The organism is Bradyrhizobium sp. SBR1B, assembly GCF_014198205.1.
In the GTDB taxonomy this organism is placed as follows: Bacteria; Pseudomonadota; Alphaproteobacteria; order Rhizobiales; family Xanthobacteraceae; genus Bradyrhizobium.
In genome coordinates this window covers 604,208-618,778 of record NZ_JACIHC010000004.1, presented here as the reverse complement: position 1 = coordinate 618,778, position 14,571 = coordinate 604,208, and the positions used below count along the sequence as shown (strand labels likewise).

The window sequence follows — 14,571 nt, the reverse complement described above, 5'->3', positions numbered from 1 at the left end:
GTTCAGCCAGAACAGTCCTTTGCGCATCGAAGTCCCCCGTGCCGAATCAACTCGGTGCGAGGGAATCAGAACCCGCTAATTAGGTACAGACCCTACGTCTATCTCCCCGACTATGTCGACCAGATCGATGTGCCCGTCGTTCCCTTCGTGCTGACCTCGTATTGGTCGAGTTACTATGGGGGACGTCCCTGGTATCGACGCCATGCCTATTGGAATAACTACTGGACCTCTCATCAGAGCGTCGCGACGCGGATGACGATTGATCCGCGTGCGGCCCGCATCGGCCGCGCGGCAACGCGCGACGGGGCGATCGCACTCGAACGCAGCGGTGTGCGCGGCAAAGGAGCCGCCGCGATCTCAACGCGCGACGCCGCGACTACACAGCGCGACGCGGCGATCGCGAAGCGTGACGCTGCGATCGCGAGGCGGGACGCTGCGGTCGCCAAGCGCGGCGCTGCGGTTACGCCCGACCGGACCCGCGTTGGACCAAGTGAGCGCATCGCGCATGAGCGGACCAATGTGCAGACCCGCAATCCGCGTGATGCACAAGCCCGCATGATGCGTGAGCAGGCCCCGACCCGCGCCCCGGTGCGCGCGCAGCCGATGGCCCGCACGCATGAAGCGCCGCGTGCGTCGGCCGCGCCTTCAGCACGTCCCGCGACGCCGCATGTCGCCCAGCCAAGCGTGAGCCATGGTTCGCCGATGAATGCCCGTGCGCAGATGCCGGCGCCGCGCGCGGCCGCGCCTGCCATGCCGCACGGCGGCGGGGGTGGTGCTCCGCATATCAATGCCGCCCCGCGTGGCGGCGGCGCCCCGGCGGGCGGGCCCGCCGGCGGACATCAGAAGCACTAGCTTTGCAAGGAAAAGCCCGGCCCTGATGCCGGGCTTTTTCTTCGCCGTGCCGAGGCCTTTACAATTTAAGTCAGATCTTCGCGGGCAGATTTCATCGATCGTAACATGTCTACCCAAAGGTGTAAGCATCCACTCGGGGCAGCGGGGCACGGGAGGATGATATGAGACAGAGCCAGGCGGAGACGCGCCGCCAAAATGTCGCGAAGCGTTCGATGACGAAGGAGGCCAAACAGCTGACCGGCCTGATTGCCGGGCTGCGCGAATCCCTCGAAGGGATCCACAAGGAACGGACGAGCACAAAGCTCACCGGCGCCGAGATGGGCATGCTCGACGAGCGTCGCAACAACCTGCTGCTCACCATCGCAGCCCTCGACGACCGCCTCTCCGCGGTGCAGGGGCTGATCGATCTCGGCCGACCCCACATCATCCGCGTGCACTAGCGGGGGCTCGGCCATGGGACGCTCGGTTCCGTTGCTGCCGTGACGGGCCGCCCCCGGCGGTCGATCCGGCACGCCATGGTCCAGCACGGCTGGTAGACGGCCCCGTCGTCGCAGGGAGAACCTGCGGCGGGCCGGAATCGCATCCCAGCGGGGCACGGCTCGACGCCGGTCGCCGGCGCCGATCATCGGCGCCATGCCTGCGGATGGCACCAAATTGCCATGCTCCCGGCGAATTGCCGCCAAAGCCCGCTGCCACGAGGAGGCCGGGTGCAGGGCGACGCAAGGGGATGCGAATTGGCCTACAAGATGGTCGCAGAACGCGACAACGAGAAGTACAGTTTCGCCCGCGAGAGCCGGCTGCTCATCGTGGCGAAGGCGAAGGTGTGGGCGAGCGAGGGGTGGCGGGTCGTCATCACCGACCAGGACGGCAAGGCCTACGCACCGCCGGAGTTCGATCAGCTGTCGGCGGCGTGACCGAAAGGCGGGCGAGGGGACGGCATTTGAGATCGCTGTTTCGACTGGGGCGCGATCGGATCGTGCCCGTGATGACTTTTGCAGCCGCCGCTGTTCTGACGGTGACGGTCGCCGCCGCGCAAAATCTCGACGCCGGCAAGCCGCCCGCAAAGCTCTTCGCTGAGGGCTGCGCGACCTGCCATCGCAGCCCGCGCGGCCTTGCCAAGGGTCGCTTCAGCCTGACGTTAACCTGGTTCCTGAAGGACCACTACGCGACCAGCTCGGACTCGGCCAAGGCGCTCGCGGCGTATCTTGAGTCAGTCGATACTCCGCCGCCGCGCGCTGCTGCCAAACCCGCCAAGAAGCCCACCCGGTCCGCACCGCATCCGCCCAAGCCGGTGCAGAGCCAGTAGGGCGTGCGAGGCCGCTATCTGCGCCGATTGGTTTGCGCGAGCAGCCGTGCGTGCACGGCGCGTAGCTCGGCGCTCATCCGCGTCTGTCCCGTCGTGACATAGGAGAGCCATGCGCCGTCGGCGGCCAGACGCACGATTTGCAGATCGGGCGCGTCGTCGGTCGTGCGATGACGCTTCAGGCGCGCCTTGATCCAGTCGTTCCAGAGCCGGCGCAGCGGCGGATCGGTGACGACGACCATGCTCAACGCCGCCCATGGGGTCGCGAAGCCGAAGGCCTTGCCGGTGAACACGGCATTCACATAAGCCCGCGTGAAGCGGCCGCGAGGCTTCGGATCGGCTTCAATCGCGGCGTCGATCTCGGTATCGACGCGCGCGAGCAAGTCGGCAAACAGGCCCTCGATCAACGCCTGCTTGCTGCCAAAGTGGTGAAACAGCCCGCCCTTGGTGACGCCCGCCGCCACTGCGACCGCCTGCACCGTGACGCCGGCGACGCCGTGGTCCATGGCGATCGCCGCGGCACAGTCGAGCAGGGCGCGCCGGACCTGCTCGGGCTGCTTGGCGCGGGTGTAGCGGTTCTCCGGCATCAATGCGCCGTGGTCTGCGAGAACAGGTTGATGACCACGACCCCTGACACGATCAGCGCGATGCCGACGAAGGCCGCGGAGTCCAGCATCTGGCGGAACAGCACGAAGGAGACGGTCGCCGTCAGGATGATGCCGACCCCGCCCCAGATCGCATAGGCGATGCTCAAGGGGATGACGCGGATCGCCACCGACAGCGCATAGAACGAGGCGACATAGAACAGCACCATCGCCAGCGTCGGCCACGGGCGGCTGAACTGGGCGGATTGCTGCAGGAAGGCGGACGCCGTGACCTCGAGAACGATGGCGAGGGCGAGCGCTGCGTAGGCACTGAAGGCGGAGGTCATGGTCAGCTCCGGCGGGGCGATAGAAAGATACCGCGCGGTAGGTATGTTTAGCACGCCGTGTCCGGCTTTGGCCAGGACGAGGTATCACGTGTGCGTGACGCGGCTGCGACACCCGGCAACGCAGCAGGACGCCGCCGCGCGATGGATCGCGCAGCGGCTTCAAGCTTTCGTGGCGTTTCGGCCGGTGTTCAGCTGATCCGCATCGAGAGTTCGACGTCTTCGGCGAAGGGCGTGGACATGTAGCCGCTGCCGGGCGCGCGCACGCGCGCCAGATAGTCAGGGCTGTCGTCGGCATTGTCGGCGACGATAATCGCACCCGGTTCGAGATGGCCTTCCAGCAGATCGAGGATATCCGGATAGAGCGCCTTGGCGCCGTCGAGCAGCACGAAGTCGATCGCATCGGGCAGATCGGCGCTCAGCGTCTTCAGCGCGTCGCCTTCACGGATTTCGACCAGATCGATCAAGCCGCCGGCGATCAGGTTCTCCCGCGCCCGCGCCGCCTTGGACGGCTCGAACTCGCTCGTGATGAGGTGGCCGCCGCCATTGTCGCGCAGGCCTGCGGCGAGGTGCAGCGTCGAGATGCCGAACGACGTGCCGAACTCGACGATCACCCGGGCGCGGGAGCTGCGTGCCAGCATGTAGAGCAGGTGGCCCGTCTCGCGCGAGACCGCGAGCGGCGCGTCCTTCAGGCGTCCGTAGAGGTCGCGATAGTCGGTCTTGCTTCGCATCAAGCGCGCCCGATCTGCGTCGGACAAATCTGCGACGGCGGCGCGCGTTGCGCCGTATGCCGCCTCGGCCTCGTCGAACAGGCGGTCCAGCAGCGGCGCAAGCGATGTGATGGTCGGGGTGGTCATATGAGGTCTCCAGAGTTGGCGAAGAAACGCGTGCTTGCGTGCCGAGTGAAATACGACTAATTCGTCGCATTTCCTATTCGCATTGCCTGAGTGAGCCATGGCCGATCGTCGAAGCCGTTCAATTTCTTCACGAACAGCCGCAACAGGCCCGCTCCAGCGAGCTTGTCGCAGCCATTCTCGATGCTGCTGTTCAGGTCCTGACCAAGGAGGGCGCGCAGCGTTTCACCACGGCGCGGGTGGCGGAGCGGGCCGGGGTGAGCGTCGGCTCGCTCTATCAATATTTTCCGAACAAGGCCGCGATCCTGTTCCGCCTGCAAAGCGATGAGTGGCGGCGCACAAGTGACCTCTTGCGTGACATCCTCGAAGACCGGGTGAAGCCACCGCCGGCGCGGCTGCGCGCGCTGGTCCATGCCTTCATTCTGTCCGAGTGCGATGAGGCCGCGATCCGCGGCGCGCTCAGCGATGCCGCGCCGCTCTATCGCGACGCGCCCGAGGCGCAGGACGCGCGCGCCGCCGGCGAGGGGATCATCGCGGCGTTCATGCGGGAAGCGTTGCCCAAAGCCTCCGAGGCGACCCGCGCGCTTGCCGGCGAGTTGATCAAGACGACGCTGAGTGAGGTCGGCAAGCGGTTTTCGGAGACGTCGCGCAGCGAGGCCGAGATCGCGCGTCATGCCGACGGGCTGGCCGACATGTTCTGCGCTTACCTCGGCGAGCTGGCGCGACGCTGAGGCTACTCTTGCCACACACGACGTTTGACCTTACGGACCTCTTTCATGCTCGTGATCTCCATTCAAAGCCAGGTGGTCCACGGCCATGTCGGCAACAGCGCGGCAGCCTATGCCATCCAGGCGGAGGGCGTGAACGTTGCGGCGGTGCCGACGACGCTGCTGTCCAATCATCCGCGCTATCCGAGCCTGCGCGGGCGGGTGCTGGAGACCGAGCTCGTTGCCGATCTTCTGACGGGCGTGGAGGAGCGCGGTCTGGTCGATGAGGCCGCCGTGCTCGTCACCGGCTATCTCGGCTCGCCGGGCAACGCTGCCGTCATCGCCGATTTCGTCGAGCGGGCGCTCACGCGGAATTCCAAGCTCGTCTATCTCTGCGATCCCGTGATCGGCGATGATGGCCGCGTCTATGTCGCCGACGGCATTTTGGACGTGGTCCGGCACCGGCTGCTGCCGGCAGCGAAGCTGGCGACGCCGAACCAGTTCGAGCTCGAGCTGCTCTCAGGTCTCAGAATTGCGGATGCGCAGGGCCTGCGCGCGGCGTGTGCGGCGTTGGCGGGGACCGGCCGCATCGAAATAGTCACCACTGGCTGTACGCTCGCCGATACGGCGGAAGGGCAGGTGGAAACCATCCTGTGCGCCGGCGGGCAATTGTCGCGCTTTGCGACGTCGCGCCTACCGATCCGCCCCTACGGCACCGGTGATCTCATCACCGGCCTGATCGCCGCGCATCTGGCCAAGGGCCAGGCGACGGAGGCCGCGGTGCAGCTTGCGGTCGAGACCATCTTTGCGGTGCTCGTGCGCACGCAGGAGGCCGGCACGGCCGAGATGCGGCTCGTGCCGCTGCCGACGCCGGGACACCAGCCGTAGGCCTCAGGTCGCGCGCTTGCCGGTCGATTGCGCAGATTTCTGTGGCTTGGCCGGGCTCTTCTGCTCGCGCGCGGCCTGTGCCTTTTGGGCCTTTGACGGCTTGGCGCTCGCAACAGTCCGCGTCTTCTTCGATTTGGCGCTGGCGACTTCCTTGCGCTCGCTCGTGCCACGCTTTGAGATGTATTCAGCGCCGTCGACCGGGCCGACATGCGGCGGATCGCGGCCGAGATAGGGCCGGCCGATGCCGTAGGCCTTGCCGTTGGCGTCGACCCACTTCCACAGAATTTCCGTCGAGACCCAGCGCTGCGCGCGGTTATTGCCCTGGGTGCTGACAATATCCGCCGCCATGCCATGGCCGTAGCCGCCGCGCGTGCTGCCGCCGTGATAGGAGCGGTCGGAGGCGGCCTTCAGGCCGCTCGCGATCGACTGGCGATAATCGTCACGGAACGCGCTGGTGATGCCGGGCGAGAGGCCGGCGGCTTCCGCAGCGAGCAGCGTGCGGAACAGCTTCCGCTTGAAGCTCTTGTCCATGCCGCCGATGACGTAGTCCATCATCGACATGCCGGCGTGCTCGGCGGCCTTCGGATCCTTCCAGGTGAAATCCTGGTCGACCAGCTTGGTGAAGCTGCGCATCACCGTGACCGTCTTGCCCTTGCGCTTGATGGTGACGGCGCGGCGCTCCTGGACCTTGATCGAGTCCTCTTTTGCGGTGCGCTGATAGAGCGCCCAGAGGTAGCGGTCGATGCAGGCATCCATGACGAAGCATTCGTCGAGTACGGCGACGGTGTCGGCCGGCGGCGATGCCTTGCTCGCAGGCGTGACGGGGCCGCTCGCGATCGCCGCGGGGGACAGCGCGTCGGTCGTCACGATCTCGGTGGGATCGGCAGATGCGAGCTTGACGGGCGCCGGCGCTGCAACTGGAGCAGTCTCGCTGATGACGGGCTCTGGTTCAGGCGATATCTGCGGCGCGGGCGGCGTCTCCGTCGGAAGGATCAGCGCCGGATCTGCCGAGGCGAGCTTGATGGCGGGAGGCTCGGACACCGCTTCAGTGATCATCGGGGCCGGGGCCGCAGCGACGGCAGCCGCGATGTCGGCGGTCAAGGCGATGCCGTCCTCGATCGTCGCAGCGTGCGGCACGTCCGCGAGGTCGAGCCGGCTGAGATCTTTCGCGCGCGACACGGCAGCGGCATTGGCGCCGCTGTTCTCGATGAGGGCAGGGGCATAGGCGGAGAGGGAAAGTGCCAGCCAGCCGGCGAGAACGGCCGAGGGGCACGCGACCGCCACCAGAAGAGACCGCCGATCGTTCATGATCCCTGCCTCCAAACGGTTCTGTTCGGACACGCTCTGTCGGAACAGTCATGATGCAAAAACAATCTTGCACGGAAAGGCACGCAGCGCCTCGATTGTTCGGAGGACCGTGTGGCGACGCAATGGCGTAATTCGGTGAAATCGGGCTTTTCGCGGAGGTGTTGCCAAGCTGCAACGCGAGTTCCCACCGCAGTTTTCAAGGGAATCGTGGGCAAATGCGGCGTTCATTGTCATCAACTTGAAGCCATTGGGTTTACTCAATCTTGGATTGTGGTCGTGCATTTCTCGCCTGCCGGCCGTTCCGGCAGAGTTGGGAAGGACACGATTGTGAAGTTGAAATGCAAATGGGCTGAATTCGCCGCCGATGAATCCGGCGCCACCGCGATCGAATACGGCCTGATCGCAGCCGGCATCGCGCTCGCGATCATCGAGATCATCTATGCGCTCGGCACGAATCTCGTCGCAAAGCTGCAAGCGCTGGCGACCGCGTTGAAATAGGGCGTTGCGCCACGGCATCGATGACGGGGTGCGGAGCGGGCATCCTCCGCTTGATGAGGGCGTCTTGCCTGACGCGTTGCCGCAACTTTGCTGCGGCTGGCGCGTTTGGTCGGCCATGACGCATTCCTCGCTTCGTCCCATGGACGCCTTCGATCCCACCGAGCCCGCCATCCTGCACGATCGCCTCACGGATACGATCATCACCTGGACCGCTGACCAGGCCGACGATTACCGCCAGGCCAGCCGCCCGGGTGAGGACGGAACCGTGGCCTGGAAGGCCTACCTGTTCGATGGCTGGGGCAATGTGCTGGGTGGCTGAGCACCGTCCATAAAACCGTCATGTCGCGGCCGGCGGTGATTCGGCCAACGCCTTGTACGCATTAAACATATCGCCATGCATAACACGCGCTGTTGCAATGCAACAAAGCATGTCGCATTGCAGCAAAACGCGCCTAAATATGCTCCGACTCTTCCACTCAGGAGCATCACCAATGAACAAGAAGACTCTGTCGATCGCCGCCGCCATCCTGACGATCGCGGGCAGCACCGCGGCTTTCGCCGCCGAACTGCCGACTTACGAGAGCAACGGATTTCCGGTCTCGCCCTTGCAGGTTCGCGTCCTCGGCGCCGCGCATGTCGAGCAGCAGACCGCTGCGCCGACCACGCTGGCCTCGGTCCACCAGGCGAAGGCGCTCAGCCCGCGCAAGGTGAAGACCGCGACCGTTGGCGTGGCCCACTAAAGCTGACATCGTGAACGGCAGATGGGTTCCGCGGAGAGGCGGGACCCATCTGCATCACGTGATCGAACTCGACGCTGCTCGCGCATCGCGCATCGTGCAAGATCTCGGCACGATGAATTGACACCGATGCGCTGATTGAGAATCCGGCCGCGAACAAGTTCGCGTGAATGTGCCGGTGATGTATGCCCGTTCATAACGGGCTTGATCCTTTTAACAGTTGCTTTGCACGTCGCATTGCTTGATGCGGCCGCCGCATTGTTGCGGCCAATTTTGAAATCATAATGGAGGCCATTATGCCCGTTGCGCAGAAAGTCGTTGCCCCCACCACGTCGCCGCGTGCGTTCATTCTCAAGCAGACAGCTTTGTTCGCCGCCGCCGCTTTGTTCGTGTTCGTGCTGAGCCTGACCTACGGCCTCGATCTCAGCCCCGGATTTTTCTGAGCGATCTTCCGCCGCGCGCTAAGCTCTCCGCGCGCGCAGGCTTGACGGCGAGCGGCCGTAGAGCTCGGCGAAGGCGGCGTTGAATCTGCGCAGGCTGCCGAAGCCGGCCTGGAATGCAATATCGGTCATGCTGTCGTCGCCGGCATCGAGCAGGCGCTTGGCGCGCTGGACCCGCAGCGTCCTGGCAAGCTGATGCGGCGTGGCGCCGACGTGGCGCTCGAACAGGCGCGCCAGATGACGCGAGGAGATGCCGAGCCGCATCGCCAGATCGACCACCGAGCCTTCGTCGAGCGCGCCGTCATCGATCAGCTTCATGGCCCGCGCCACCGTGGAGCGCGTGCCGTTCCAGGCCGGGCAGAACGGCGCGGTTTCGGGCCGGCAGCGCAGGCAGGGCCGGAAGCCGGCGGCTTCGGCCGCCGCTGCCGTCGGATAATAGGCGACGTTGCGCGTCAGCGGTTGCTTGGCCGGACAGACCGGGCGGCAATAGATGCCCGTGGTCTTAACGGCCGTGAAGAAGCGGCCGTCATACCGGGGATCGCGGCGCAGGCGCGCGGCGTTGCAGACATCGAAGCTCAGCATGGCCGGATCATAACGCATGAGGGCAGCGGCGAAAGGGCTGCGGGATGACCGAGTCCGATTGTGGCGAGCTGCAAGGCGCATCGCGGCCTAGAAGGCGCCCCTCAACGAAAACGAGGGAGCGCATCATGTCCAGCCCAAAAGATATCGTCCTGAACGCGTGGAAGATCTTTTCGACGCGCGATGCCGAGCGCATCGCCGCATTGTTCACCGACGACGCCGAATGGATCGCGCCGAAGGGCAATGCCACCGCCGTCGCGCTCGATCACACCGACCACATGGTGGGACCGCACCAGATCGCGCGCTTCATCGCGCAGGAGATGCACAGGATGTTCTCGAACATCGATATCTCGTTCCGCGGCGTCTATGCCGACGGCGATGTCGTGATCGTGGAGGAACGGATGCGCGCCACGTTGCCCGGCGGCAAGCCCTACGAGAACGACTATTGCTTCGTGTTCACGGTGGCGGGCGACCGGTTCCGGCAGGTGCGGGAATACATGGATACGCGCAAGGGATGGCGGATGGTCTTCGAACAGGAGGCTGATGCGTGAGTCCCACAATCACCGCCGCGTGCCAGCCCTGCAGCCGCGTGGGTTGAGCCGATATACGCGCTGACATAAGGCTTGACCCCATGGACCAGCGAACGAGCGGCGCCGACGCTCTATCTCAGAACCAGATTGCGGCGCCGGCACTGCTCGGCGTCACTTGCGGCCTTGCCGCGGCGCTGTTCTGGGCGCTCGGCTTTGCCGCCACGCGGCATGGCCTCAAGCTCGGCTTCACGCCGGTCGATCTCCTGGTGCATCGCTATGTCTGGTCGGGGATCGCGTTCCTGCCGCTGGTGTTCCGCGCCGGCATCTCCGATCTCTGCGGCATCGGCTGGAGCAGGGGCCTCGTGCTGATGGTGCTCGGCGGCCCCGTGATGTCGCTGATCTCCTACACCGGCTTCCTGTTCGTGCCGCTCGGCCATGGCAGCGTGATCCAGCCCTCCTGCGCGACGCTGGGCGGCCTGCTGCTCGCGGCGGTCGTGCTGAAGGAGCACATCTCCGCCTCGCGCCTTGCCGGCGCGGTCGTCATCGTCGGCGGCCTCGGCGTGATCGGCGCGGAATCGATCGGCCATATCGGGGCCGACGGCGTGCTCGGCGATTTGATCTTCGTGCTCACCGGATTGATGTTCGCCGGCTTCGGCGCAGCTCTGCGCCACTGGCGCGTCTCGGCCGTGTCGGCTGCGCTGGTGATCAACGTGCTGTCGCTGCTGCTGCTGCCGGTCTACATCGCAACCGTCGGGCTCGGCCATGTTGCGGCGATCGGCGTGACCGAGAACGCGATCCAGGCGCTGGCGCAGGGCGTGCTCGCCGGCCCCGCCGCGCTCTATCTCTACGCCGTCTCGGTCCAGCGCCTCGGCGTTGCCCGCGCGGCGGTGTTTCCGGCCTGCGTGCCGGCGCTGACACTGCTCACCGGCTGGCTGCTGCTCGGCGAGCCGCCGACGATGCTGCAGGCCGCGGGACTGGTGACGGTGCTGTGCGGGTTCTATCTGGCGCAGCGGCAAAGGTAAGCGCGAGCTACGCCTTCTTCACGAACTCCGACTTCAGGTTCATCGCGCCGATTCCGTCGATCTTGCAGGCGATGTTGTGGCCGTCGCTGGCGTCCTGCAGGCGGATGTTGCGCACCTTGGTGCCGCCCTTCACCACCGAGGAAGAGCCCTTGATCTTGAGATCCTTGATCACGATGACGCTGTCGCCGTCAGCGAGCACATTGCCGTTGGCATCGCGCACGCTTGCGTCCTGCGCGGTGTCCGCCGCCGCCTCCGCCGCACCGCTCCATTCATGGCCGCATTCCGGGCAGACCCAGAGATCGCGGTCCTGATAGGCGTGCTCGGAGCTGCAGGCGGCGCATTTCATCGTGTCGGTCATGGCAAGTCTGGTCTAACCCTTCGCTCGTCTCAACGCTTCGTTCGCGGCGCGACCGTAGGGGCAGGATTTGGGAAAGCAAGCGAAAGCTGCGGCCTGCGACGCTGCCGGTGCGATATCACCGAAACAGCGCGACGAAGATCACGTAGAACCAGCCCAGGATGCCGTGGATGATCGCCCACAGGATGGAATGGTTGTTGGTGTAGGAGATCGCGATGGCGAGTGCCGAGCCGAAGCCGACGCCGTATTTCGCGCCCTCGACGCGGACGCCGTAAGAGCGATTGCCGTTCATGGTGATGCCTCCGTGAGTCGTTGACGGGCGCGAGCCTATGCGGTTGCCGCGATCCTGGCGACCGGCTTGATCCATGAGGCAATGTCGCCCTTGCGAGTTGACTGCCTCAACACCTCCGACACATCGAATCGCGAAAACAACCCCATGCACAGTAGAGACAGCCTTGATAAGGCTCGTGTTTTCGGTTGTGCCGAATAATGTTCTGATGCGTCGGGCAAAACAGTGGCATGATGCGATGGTGCCGCTCGTCCGCGAGGCGCTTTGAGCGGAGTGCGCAGCACGGATGGAGCGCAAGCGTAATCCGGGATTTCATCCTTCCGAGACAAGACCCGGATTGCGCTTCGCTCCATCCGGGCTACGCTGCGCCGGCAGTCGAGATAACGGGACCACATGCCGGCAAAACCGAAACGAAAACTGAAGACCTACCAGACCTCGCTCGGCTTCTATGACCAGGCCATCGCCGCGCCTTCGATGAAGGCGGCGCTGGAGGCCTGGGGCGCCAGCTCCAACCTGTTCCATCAGGGCGCGGCGAAAGAGACTGACGATCCCGATATCGTCGCGGCGACCATGGCAAAGCCAGGCGTCGTGCTCAGGCGCCCCGTGGGATCGGACGGGCGGTTCACCGAAAGCGCCGAGCTGCCCACCGATCTCGTCGATGACGACGCCAGGCCCAGACGCAAGGCCAAGAGCAAGACGCGATCGACGAAGGCTCCCTCCAAGGCCGCCAACAAATCATCCGGCAAGATCGACGATCAGGCCGCCCGCAAGGCCGCCGCGGCATTCGAGAAGGAGGAGCGGCGGCGCGAGGCCGAGCGCCGCAAGGAGGAGGCCGCCCGCGCCAAAGAGCGCGCGCGCCGCGACAAGGCGGTCGCCCTCGCCGAGGCGGCGCTGGACAAAGCGAGACGGGAGCACGATGCCAAGGCGGAGGAGATCGACGCCGAGCGGGCCGCACTGGATGAGCGCGCCGCGGCGGAGGAGGCGCGCTGGGACAAGCAGCGGGCGAAGCTGGAGCAGAACCTGCGCCGCGCGCGGGAGTAGGGCCTTGCTACGATCCAAGAGATCGCGAGAGCAATTCCTTTACCATGCCATCCAGTCCCGGCTGAGGCGGCTGCCGGTTAGGAGTTGCAGGAAAGTTGTGCGCTATCTTCGCCCCGATTTCGGCAGCGTTGGAAACGCCGCCGCAAGTTTTCGGGAGCTGTCATGAGCGATCATCGCGCCGCAGTCAGGCATCACACCTTGCGCACCGGCATGGTCGAGTTCGACAACGGCACCGGCAGCATCGTCAGCGTGCCCTGCACGATCCGCGATGTCTCCGGCACCGGCGCGCGCGTGGCGCTCAACAGCTCGGCATGGGTGCCGGAGCAGTTTTCGCTGATCTTCTCGAGCGGTCTGCGCAAGGGCTGCCGGCTCGCCTGGCGCAAGGAGCGGCTGATCGGCGGCGCGTTCGCGGACGGCTATGCGAGCGTGGACGAGCAGGCGGCGATGATGACCGCGGACGAGCAGGCCCGGCATAGGCTCGGCATCGGCGCACGCGTCAAGGCCGCACGCGAGACTCGCGGCTATACCGCGGCCCAGCTCGCCGAGCGCCTCAGCGTCACCCCTGCCTTCGTGGCACTGGCCGAGCAGGGCGAGGCGGACATTCCGCTGTACCAGCTGATGCACATCGCCGATCTGCTGATGGTCAGTCTCGACGGGCTCGTGGCGGGGCCGGTGCCTGAGGATGTCGACGCGGGGTAGGGTTTCGCAAGCCTCCCGTAGCCCGGATGGAGCGAAGCGCAATCCGGGATGTTGCCACCGGATTCACTGGTCCTGGATTACGCTGCGCTCCATCCGGGCTACGCGCGCTGAAGCGCCCAAGCGCCTGCCTCATCCTGAGGAGCCCGCTCTAAGCGGGCGTCTCGAAGCATGGCCGCAGAAAAAGTCGCGCGAAATTTGCTTGCCTTGCCCCGAGTCCTTTTGCACTCTTGCCGCGAAGGAGACCACCGCATGACAAAAATGACCGCCGCCTGCGCGCTCGGAACTGCCCTGGTGCTGAGCAGCCTTGCAACATCAGGCGCGGAAGCGCGGACGCGGAAAGCCATCGTCGTTCGAGCCCCACAAGAGCGGCTCATCGTCACGGCGCCGGTGCTGAGGCCGACGCCGTGGGATTACAATGTCGTTCCGCGCTATCGCTATCGCCCCGAGGACGACAAGGTCGATCCCTACGGCCCGCCGCTGGTGCCGTCCTATGTTCGTTATGAGGGATGGCGCTGGCCGTATTGGTGGTAGTGATCGACGCTTCGCAGTTCGCAGCTTCGTAGGGTGGCAAGGCGCACTTGCGCCGTGCCCACGTCTTCTCCTCGATCAGCCAAGACGTGGGCACGCTTCCGCCTTCGCTCTTCGAGCTACGGCGGACAAGTCGCTTTGCCCACCCTACGGCACTGGGCGTGCGCCGGCCCTCGATTCCGCCACGCTCGATCGGGGCCGGGCTCGTTCAGCAATTCGGACCGGTTCATTTGTGTTTGACAGGTCCGGAGCTTGAGAAAACGACATCTCCCCCAACTGATACGCCGATAAGTTGAAGTTTGATTGCTCGTCATCTCTGCGTGCAGAGGTGACGATTGGGAAAAAATGGCAAAGTGGGGGCTGTCAAGAGTACATCGAGGTAGAACGACACTTATCCCCGTAATAAACCCGATGCTGTTTGGGGTTCTGGGCGTATCGGGAGGATCAGTCGTGGCAAGTGTTGAACAATTGCACAGACGAGAGGGAGTGAACTTGGTCCAACTCGAAGCGGACATCACGTCGATCCGCTCGGGAAGCTCCATTGCTTCAATTAATTTGCCTGATTACGTCGAGCACACCGCGGGCGTGTCGCGCGTCGGTGCGCTCAGTGCAGAGGCGGTCGTTCGCGACTATGAGTCCGCTGCAAAAGAGATCGAGGCCATGGGCTCCGAGTTGATCGACGCCGCGCGAAAATGCGAGGCGCTGACGGCTCAGGTTCATGATGCGATCGCCTTCATGCGAGAAACGGCGGCGGGGTATCGTGAAGAGGGACGGAAGATCTTCCAACGCATCGAAGAATGCGCGCTGTTCACCGAAGACGTGCGCAAGACCTGCGAACAGGTCAAACGCAGAATGGCTGGAGTTTCATTTGGCCCATCTTCCGATGAGGAGCTTGCGCCGCAAGATCCCGAGCTGACGGGGATCGCGGCCAAGGTGACGATGAGCGAGATACGGTAAGGCGAGCGGAGAGCATAGTAGCTTCGTAGGGTGGGCAAAGGCGCACTTGCGCCGTG

The 14,571-nt window shown here is 65.0% G+C and carries 22 protein-coding genes and 1 pseudogene; 16 read left to right on the top strand and 7 right to left on the bottom strand.

What is annotated here, in order from left to right; all coding sequences use genetic code 11:
- Positions 1-54: 54 nt before the first annotated feature.
- From GGD61_RS14690 to GGD61_RS14675, 4 genes are all read left to right on the top strand, one after another.
- Positions 55-852: a peptide-binding protein gene (locus GGD61_RS14690; RefSeq protein WP_312012645.1), complete on the top strand. Its 798-nt coding sequence runs from the start codon at positions 55-57 to the stop codon at positions 850-852.
- 212 nt (positions 853-1,064) lie between these two features.
- Entirely contained in the window at positions 1,065-1,292 is a 228-nt protein-coding gene (locus GGD61_RS14685) for a hypothetical protein (RefSeq protein WP_244550826.1), read from the top strand.
- Positions 1,293-1,559: 267 nt separating this feature from the next.
- Positions 1,560-1,766, top strand: coding sequence for a hypothetical protein (locus GGD61_RS14680; RefSeq protein WP_018322958.1), 207 nt, complete (start codon positions 1,560-1,562; stop codon positions 1,764-1,766).
- Between the two features lie 71 nt (positions 1,767-1,837).
- Complete coding sequence (locus GGD61_RS14675; protein WP_179731385.1) at positions 1,838-2,158, top strand: hypothetical protein; 321 nt, start codon at positions 1,838-1,840, stop codon at positions 2,156-2,158.
- 14 nt (positions 2,159-2,172) lie between these two features.
- Here the strand turns inward: GGD61_RS14675 and GGD61_RS14670 are convergent, their stop codons facing one another.
- The 3 genes from GGD61_RS14670 to GGD61_RS14660 form a co-directional block, all read right to left on the bottom strand.
- Positions 2,173-2,742: a TetR family transcriptional regulator gene (locus GGD61_RS14670; protein WP_092262008.1), complete on the bottom strand. Its 570-nt coding sequence runs from the start codon at positions 2,740-2,742 to the stop codon at positions 2,173-2,175.
- Entirely contained in the window at positions 2,742-3,086 is a 345-nt protein-coding gene (locus tag GGD61_RS14665; protein ID WP_092262009.1) for a multidrug efflux SMR transporter, read from the bottom strand. Before GGD61_RS14665 ends, GGD61_RS14670 begins: the two co-directional genes overlap by 1 nt.
- A gap of 188 nt (positions 3,087-3,274) precedes the next feature.
- The gene (locus tag GGD61_RS14660) at positions 3,275-3,940 is read right to left on the bottom strand and encodes an O-methyltransferase (RefSeq protein WP_183230840.1); all 666 of its coding nucleotides are present in this window, start codon (positions 3,938-3,940) and stop codon (positions 3,275-3,277) included.
- Between the two features lie 97 nt (positions 3,941-4,037).
- Here GGD61_RS14660 and GGD61_RS14655 point away from each other — a divergent pair.
- A pseudogene (locus tag GGD61_RS14655) lies at positions 4,038-4,668 on the top strand (TetR family transcriptional regulator).
- Positions 4,669-4,713: 45 nt separating this feature from the next.
- On the top strand, positions 4,714-5,532 hold the full coding sequence (pdxY, locus tag GGD61_RS14650; protein ID WP_183230839.1) for a pyridoxal kinase: 819 nt from the start codon (positions 4,714-4,716) through the stop codon (positions 5,530-5,532).
- Positions 5,533-5,535: 3 nt separating this feature from the next.
- Here pdxY and GGD61_RS14645 read toward each other — a convergent pair whose 3' ends face one another.
- Complete coding sequence (locus tag GGD61_RS14645; RefSeq protein ID WP_183230838.1) at positions 5,536-6,840, bottom strand: hypothetical protein; 1,305 nt, start codon at positions 6,838-6,840, stop codon at positions 5,536-5,538.
- A 327-nt stretch (positions 6,841-7,167) separates the two neighbouring features.
- On the opposite strand from GGD61_RS14645, the gene GGD61_RS14640 reads away from it, so the two are divergent.
- The 4 genes from GGD61_RS14640 (at position 7,168) to GGD61_RS14625 (ending at position 8,518) form a co-directional block, all read left to right on the top strand.
- On the top strand, positions 7,168-7,338 hold the full coding sequence (locus GGD61_RS14640; RefSeq protein ID WP_183230849.1) for a Flp family type IVb pilin: 171 nt from the start codon (positions 7,168-7,170) through the stop codon (positions 7,336-7,338).
- Positions 7,339-7,402: 64 nt separating this feature from the next.
- Positions 7,403-7,657 carry a hypothetical protein gene (locus GGD61_RS14635; RefSeq protein WP_246784235.1) on the top strand — a complete coding sequence of 85 codons (255 nt, stop codon included), beginning with the start codon at positions 7,403-7,405 and terminating at the stop codon, positions 7,655-7,657.
- A gap of 172 nt (positions 7,658-7,829) precedes the next feature.
- Positions 7,830-8,078, top strand: a complete 249-nt coding sequence (locus GGD61_RS14630) for a hypothetical protein (protein ID WP_183230837.1) — start codon at positions 7,830-7,832, stop codon at positions 8,076-8,078.
- Positions 8,079-8,371: 293 nt separating this feature from the next.
- Positions 8,372-8,518 (top strand): hypothetical protein, encoded by a 147-nt coding sequence (locus tag GGD61_RS14625; protein ID WP_183230836.1) that lies wholly within the window; start codon positions 8,372-8,374, stop codon positions 8,516-8,518.
- A gap of 18 nt (positions 8,519-8,536) precedes the next feature.
- Here the strand turns inward: GGD61_RS14625 and GGD61_RS14620 are convergent, their stop codons facing one another.
- Entirely contained in the window at positions 8,537-9,097 is a 561-nt protein-coding gene (locus tag GGD61_RS14620; protein ID WP_183230835.1) for a bifunctional transcriptional activator/DNA repair enzyme AdaA, read from the bottom strand.
- Between the two features lie 125 nt (positions 9,098-9,222).
- Here GGD61_RS14620 and GGD61_RS14615 point away from each other — a divergent pair, with 125 nt between their 5' ends.
- Entirely contained in the window at positions 9,223-9,645 is a 423-nt protein-coding gene (locus GGD61_RS14615; protein WP_183230834.1) for a nuclear transport factor 2 family protein, read from the top strand.
- 80 nt (positions 9,646-9,725) lie between these two features.
- Complete coding sequence (locus GGD61_RS14610) at positions 9,726-10,646, top strand: DMT family transporter (protein ID WP_183230833.1); 921 nt, start codon at positions 9,726-9,728, stop codon at positions 10,644-10,646.
- A 7-nt stretch (positions 10,647-10,653) separates the two neighbouring features.
- On the opposite strand, the gene GGD61_RS14605 is transcribed toward GGD61_RS14610, so the two are convergent.
- Together GGD61_RS14605 and GGD61_RS14600 are read right to left on the bottom strand one after the other, a co-directional pair.
- Positions 10,654-11,004 (bottom strand): zinc ribbon domain-containing protein YjdM, encoded by a 351-nt coding sequence (locus GGD61_RS14605; protein ID WP_183230832.1) that lies wholly within the window; start codon positions 11,002-11,004, stop codon positions 10,654-10,656.
- 115 nt (positions 11,005-11,119) lie between these two features.
- Entirely contained in the window at positions 11,120-11,293 is a 174-nt protein-coding gene (locus tag GGD61_RS14600; RefSeq protein WP_177237474.1) for a hypothetical protein, read from the bottom strand.
- 390 nt (positions 11,294-11,683) lie between these two features.
- Here GGD61_RS14600 and GGD61_RS14595 point away from each other — a divergent pair, with 390 nt between their 5' ends.
- The 4 genes from GGD61_RS14595 to GGD61_RS14580 all read left to right on the top strand — a co-directional run bounded on the left by GGD61_RS14595 (position 11,684) and on the right by GGD61_RS14580 (position 14,515).
- Positions 11,684-12,331: a cell envelope biogenesis protein TolA gene (locus GGD61_RS14595; protein WP_183230831.1), complete on the top strand. Its 648-nt coding sequence runs from the start codon at positions 11,684-11,686 to the stop codon at positions 12,329-12,331.
- Between the two features lie 162 nt (positions 12,332-12,493).
- Positions 12,494-13,030 (top strand): helix-turn-helix domain-containing protein, encoded by a 537-nt coding sequence (locus tag GGD61_RS14590; protein WP_183230830.1) that lies wholly within the window; start codon positions 12,494-12,496, stop codon positions 13,028-13,030.
- A gap of 249 nt (positions 13,031-13,279) precedes the next feature.
- Positions 13,280-13,561 carry a hypothetical protein gene (locus tag GGD61_RS14585; RefSeq protein WP_183230829.1) on the top strand — a complete coding sequence of 94 codons (282 nt, stop codon included), beginning with the start codon at positions 13,280-13,282 and terminating at the stop codon, positions 13,559-13,561.
- 408 nt (positions 13,562-13,969) lie between these two features.
- Complete coding sequence (locus tag GGD61_RS14580; RefSeq protein ID WP_210311054.1) at positions 13,970-14,515, top strand: hypothetical protein; 546 nt, start codon at positions 13,970-13,972, stop codon at positions 14,513-14,515.
- Positions 14,516-14,571: the final 56 nt, after the last annotated feature.

Coding starts and splice junctions, on each gene's coding strand:
- GGD61_RS14685 (WP_244550826.1), top strand. CDS start 1,065: ATGACGAAGGAGGCCAAACAGCTGACCGGCCTGATTGCCGGGCTGCGC.
- GGD61_RS14675 (WP_179731385.1), top strand. CDS start 1,838: ATGACTTTTGCAGCCGCCGCTGTTCTGACGGTGACGGTCGCCGCCGCG.
- GGD61_RS14670 (WP_092262008.1), bottom strand. CDS start 2,742: ATGCCGGAGAACCGCTACACCCGCGCCAAGCAGCCCGAGCAGGTCCGG.
- GGD61_RS14665 (WP_092262009.1), bottom strand. CDS start 3,086: ATGACCTCCGCCTTCAGTGCCTACGCAGCGCTCGCCCTCGCCATCGTT.
- GGD61_RS14660 (WP_183230840.1), bottom strand. CDS start 3,940: ATGACCACCCCGACCATCACATCGCTTGCGCCGCTGCTGGACCGCCTG.
- pdxY (WP_183230839.1), top strand. CDS start 4,714: ATGCTCGTGATCTCCATTCAAAGCCAGGTGGTCCACGGCCATGTCGGC.
- GGD61_RS14645 (WP_183230838.1), bottom strand. CDS start 6,840: ATGAACGATCGGCGGTCTCTTCTGGTGGCGGTCGCGTGCCCCTCGGCC.
- GGD61_RS14630 (WP_183230837.1), top strand. CDS start 7,830: ATGAACAAGAAGACTCTGTCGATCGCCGCCGCCATCCTGACGATCGCG.
- GGD61_RS14625 (WP_183230836.1), top strand. CDS start 8,372: ATGCCCGTTGCGCAGAAAGTCGTTGCCCCCACCACGTCGCCGCGTGCG.
- GGD61_RS14620 (WP_183230835.1), bottom strand. CDS start 9,097: ATGCTGAGCTTCGATGTCTGCAACGCCGCGCGCCTGCGCCGCGATCCC.
- GGD61_RS14615 (WP_183230834.1), top strand. CDS start 9,223: ATGTCCAGCCCAAAAGATATCGTCCTGAACGCGTGGAAGATCTTTTCG.
- GGD61_RS14610 (WP_183230833.1), top strand. CDS start 9,726: ATGGACCAGCGAACGAGCGGCGCCGACGCTCTATCTCAGAACCAGATT.
- GGD61_RS14605 (WP_183230832.1), bottom strand. CDS start 11,004: ATGACCGACACGATGAAATGCGCCGCCTGCAGCTCCGAGCACGCCTAT.
- GGD61_RS14600 (WP_177237474.1), bottom strand. CDS start 11,293: ATGAACGGCAATCGCTCTTACGGCGTCCGCGTCGAGGGCGCGAAATAC.
- GGD61_RS14595 (WP_183230831.1), top strand. CDS start 11,684: ATGCCGGCAAAACCGAAACGAAAACTGAAGACCTACCAGACCTCGCTC.
- GGD61_RS14590 (WP_183230830.1), top strand. CDS start 12,494: ATGAGCGATCATCGCGCCGCAGTCAGGCATCACACCTTGCGCACCGGC.
- GGD61_RS14585 (WP_183230829.1), top strand. CDS start 13,280: ATGACAAAAATGACCGCCGCCTGCGCGCTCGGAACTGCCCTGGTGCTG.
- GGD61_RS14580 (WP_210311054.1), top strand. CDS start 13,970: ATGCTGTTTGGGGTTCTGGGCGTATCGGGAGGATCAGTCGTGGCAAGT.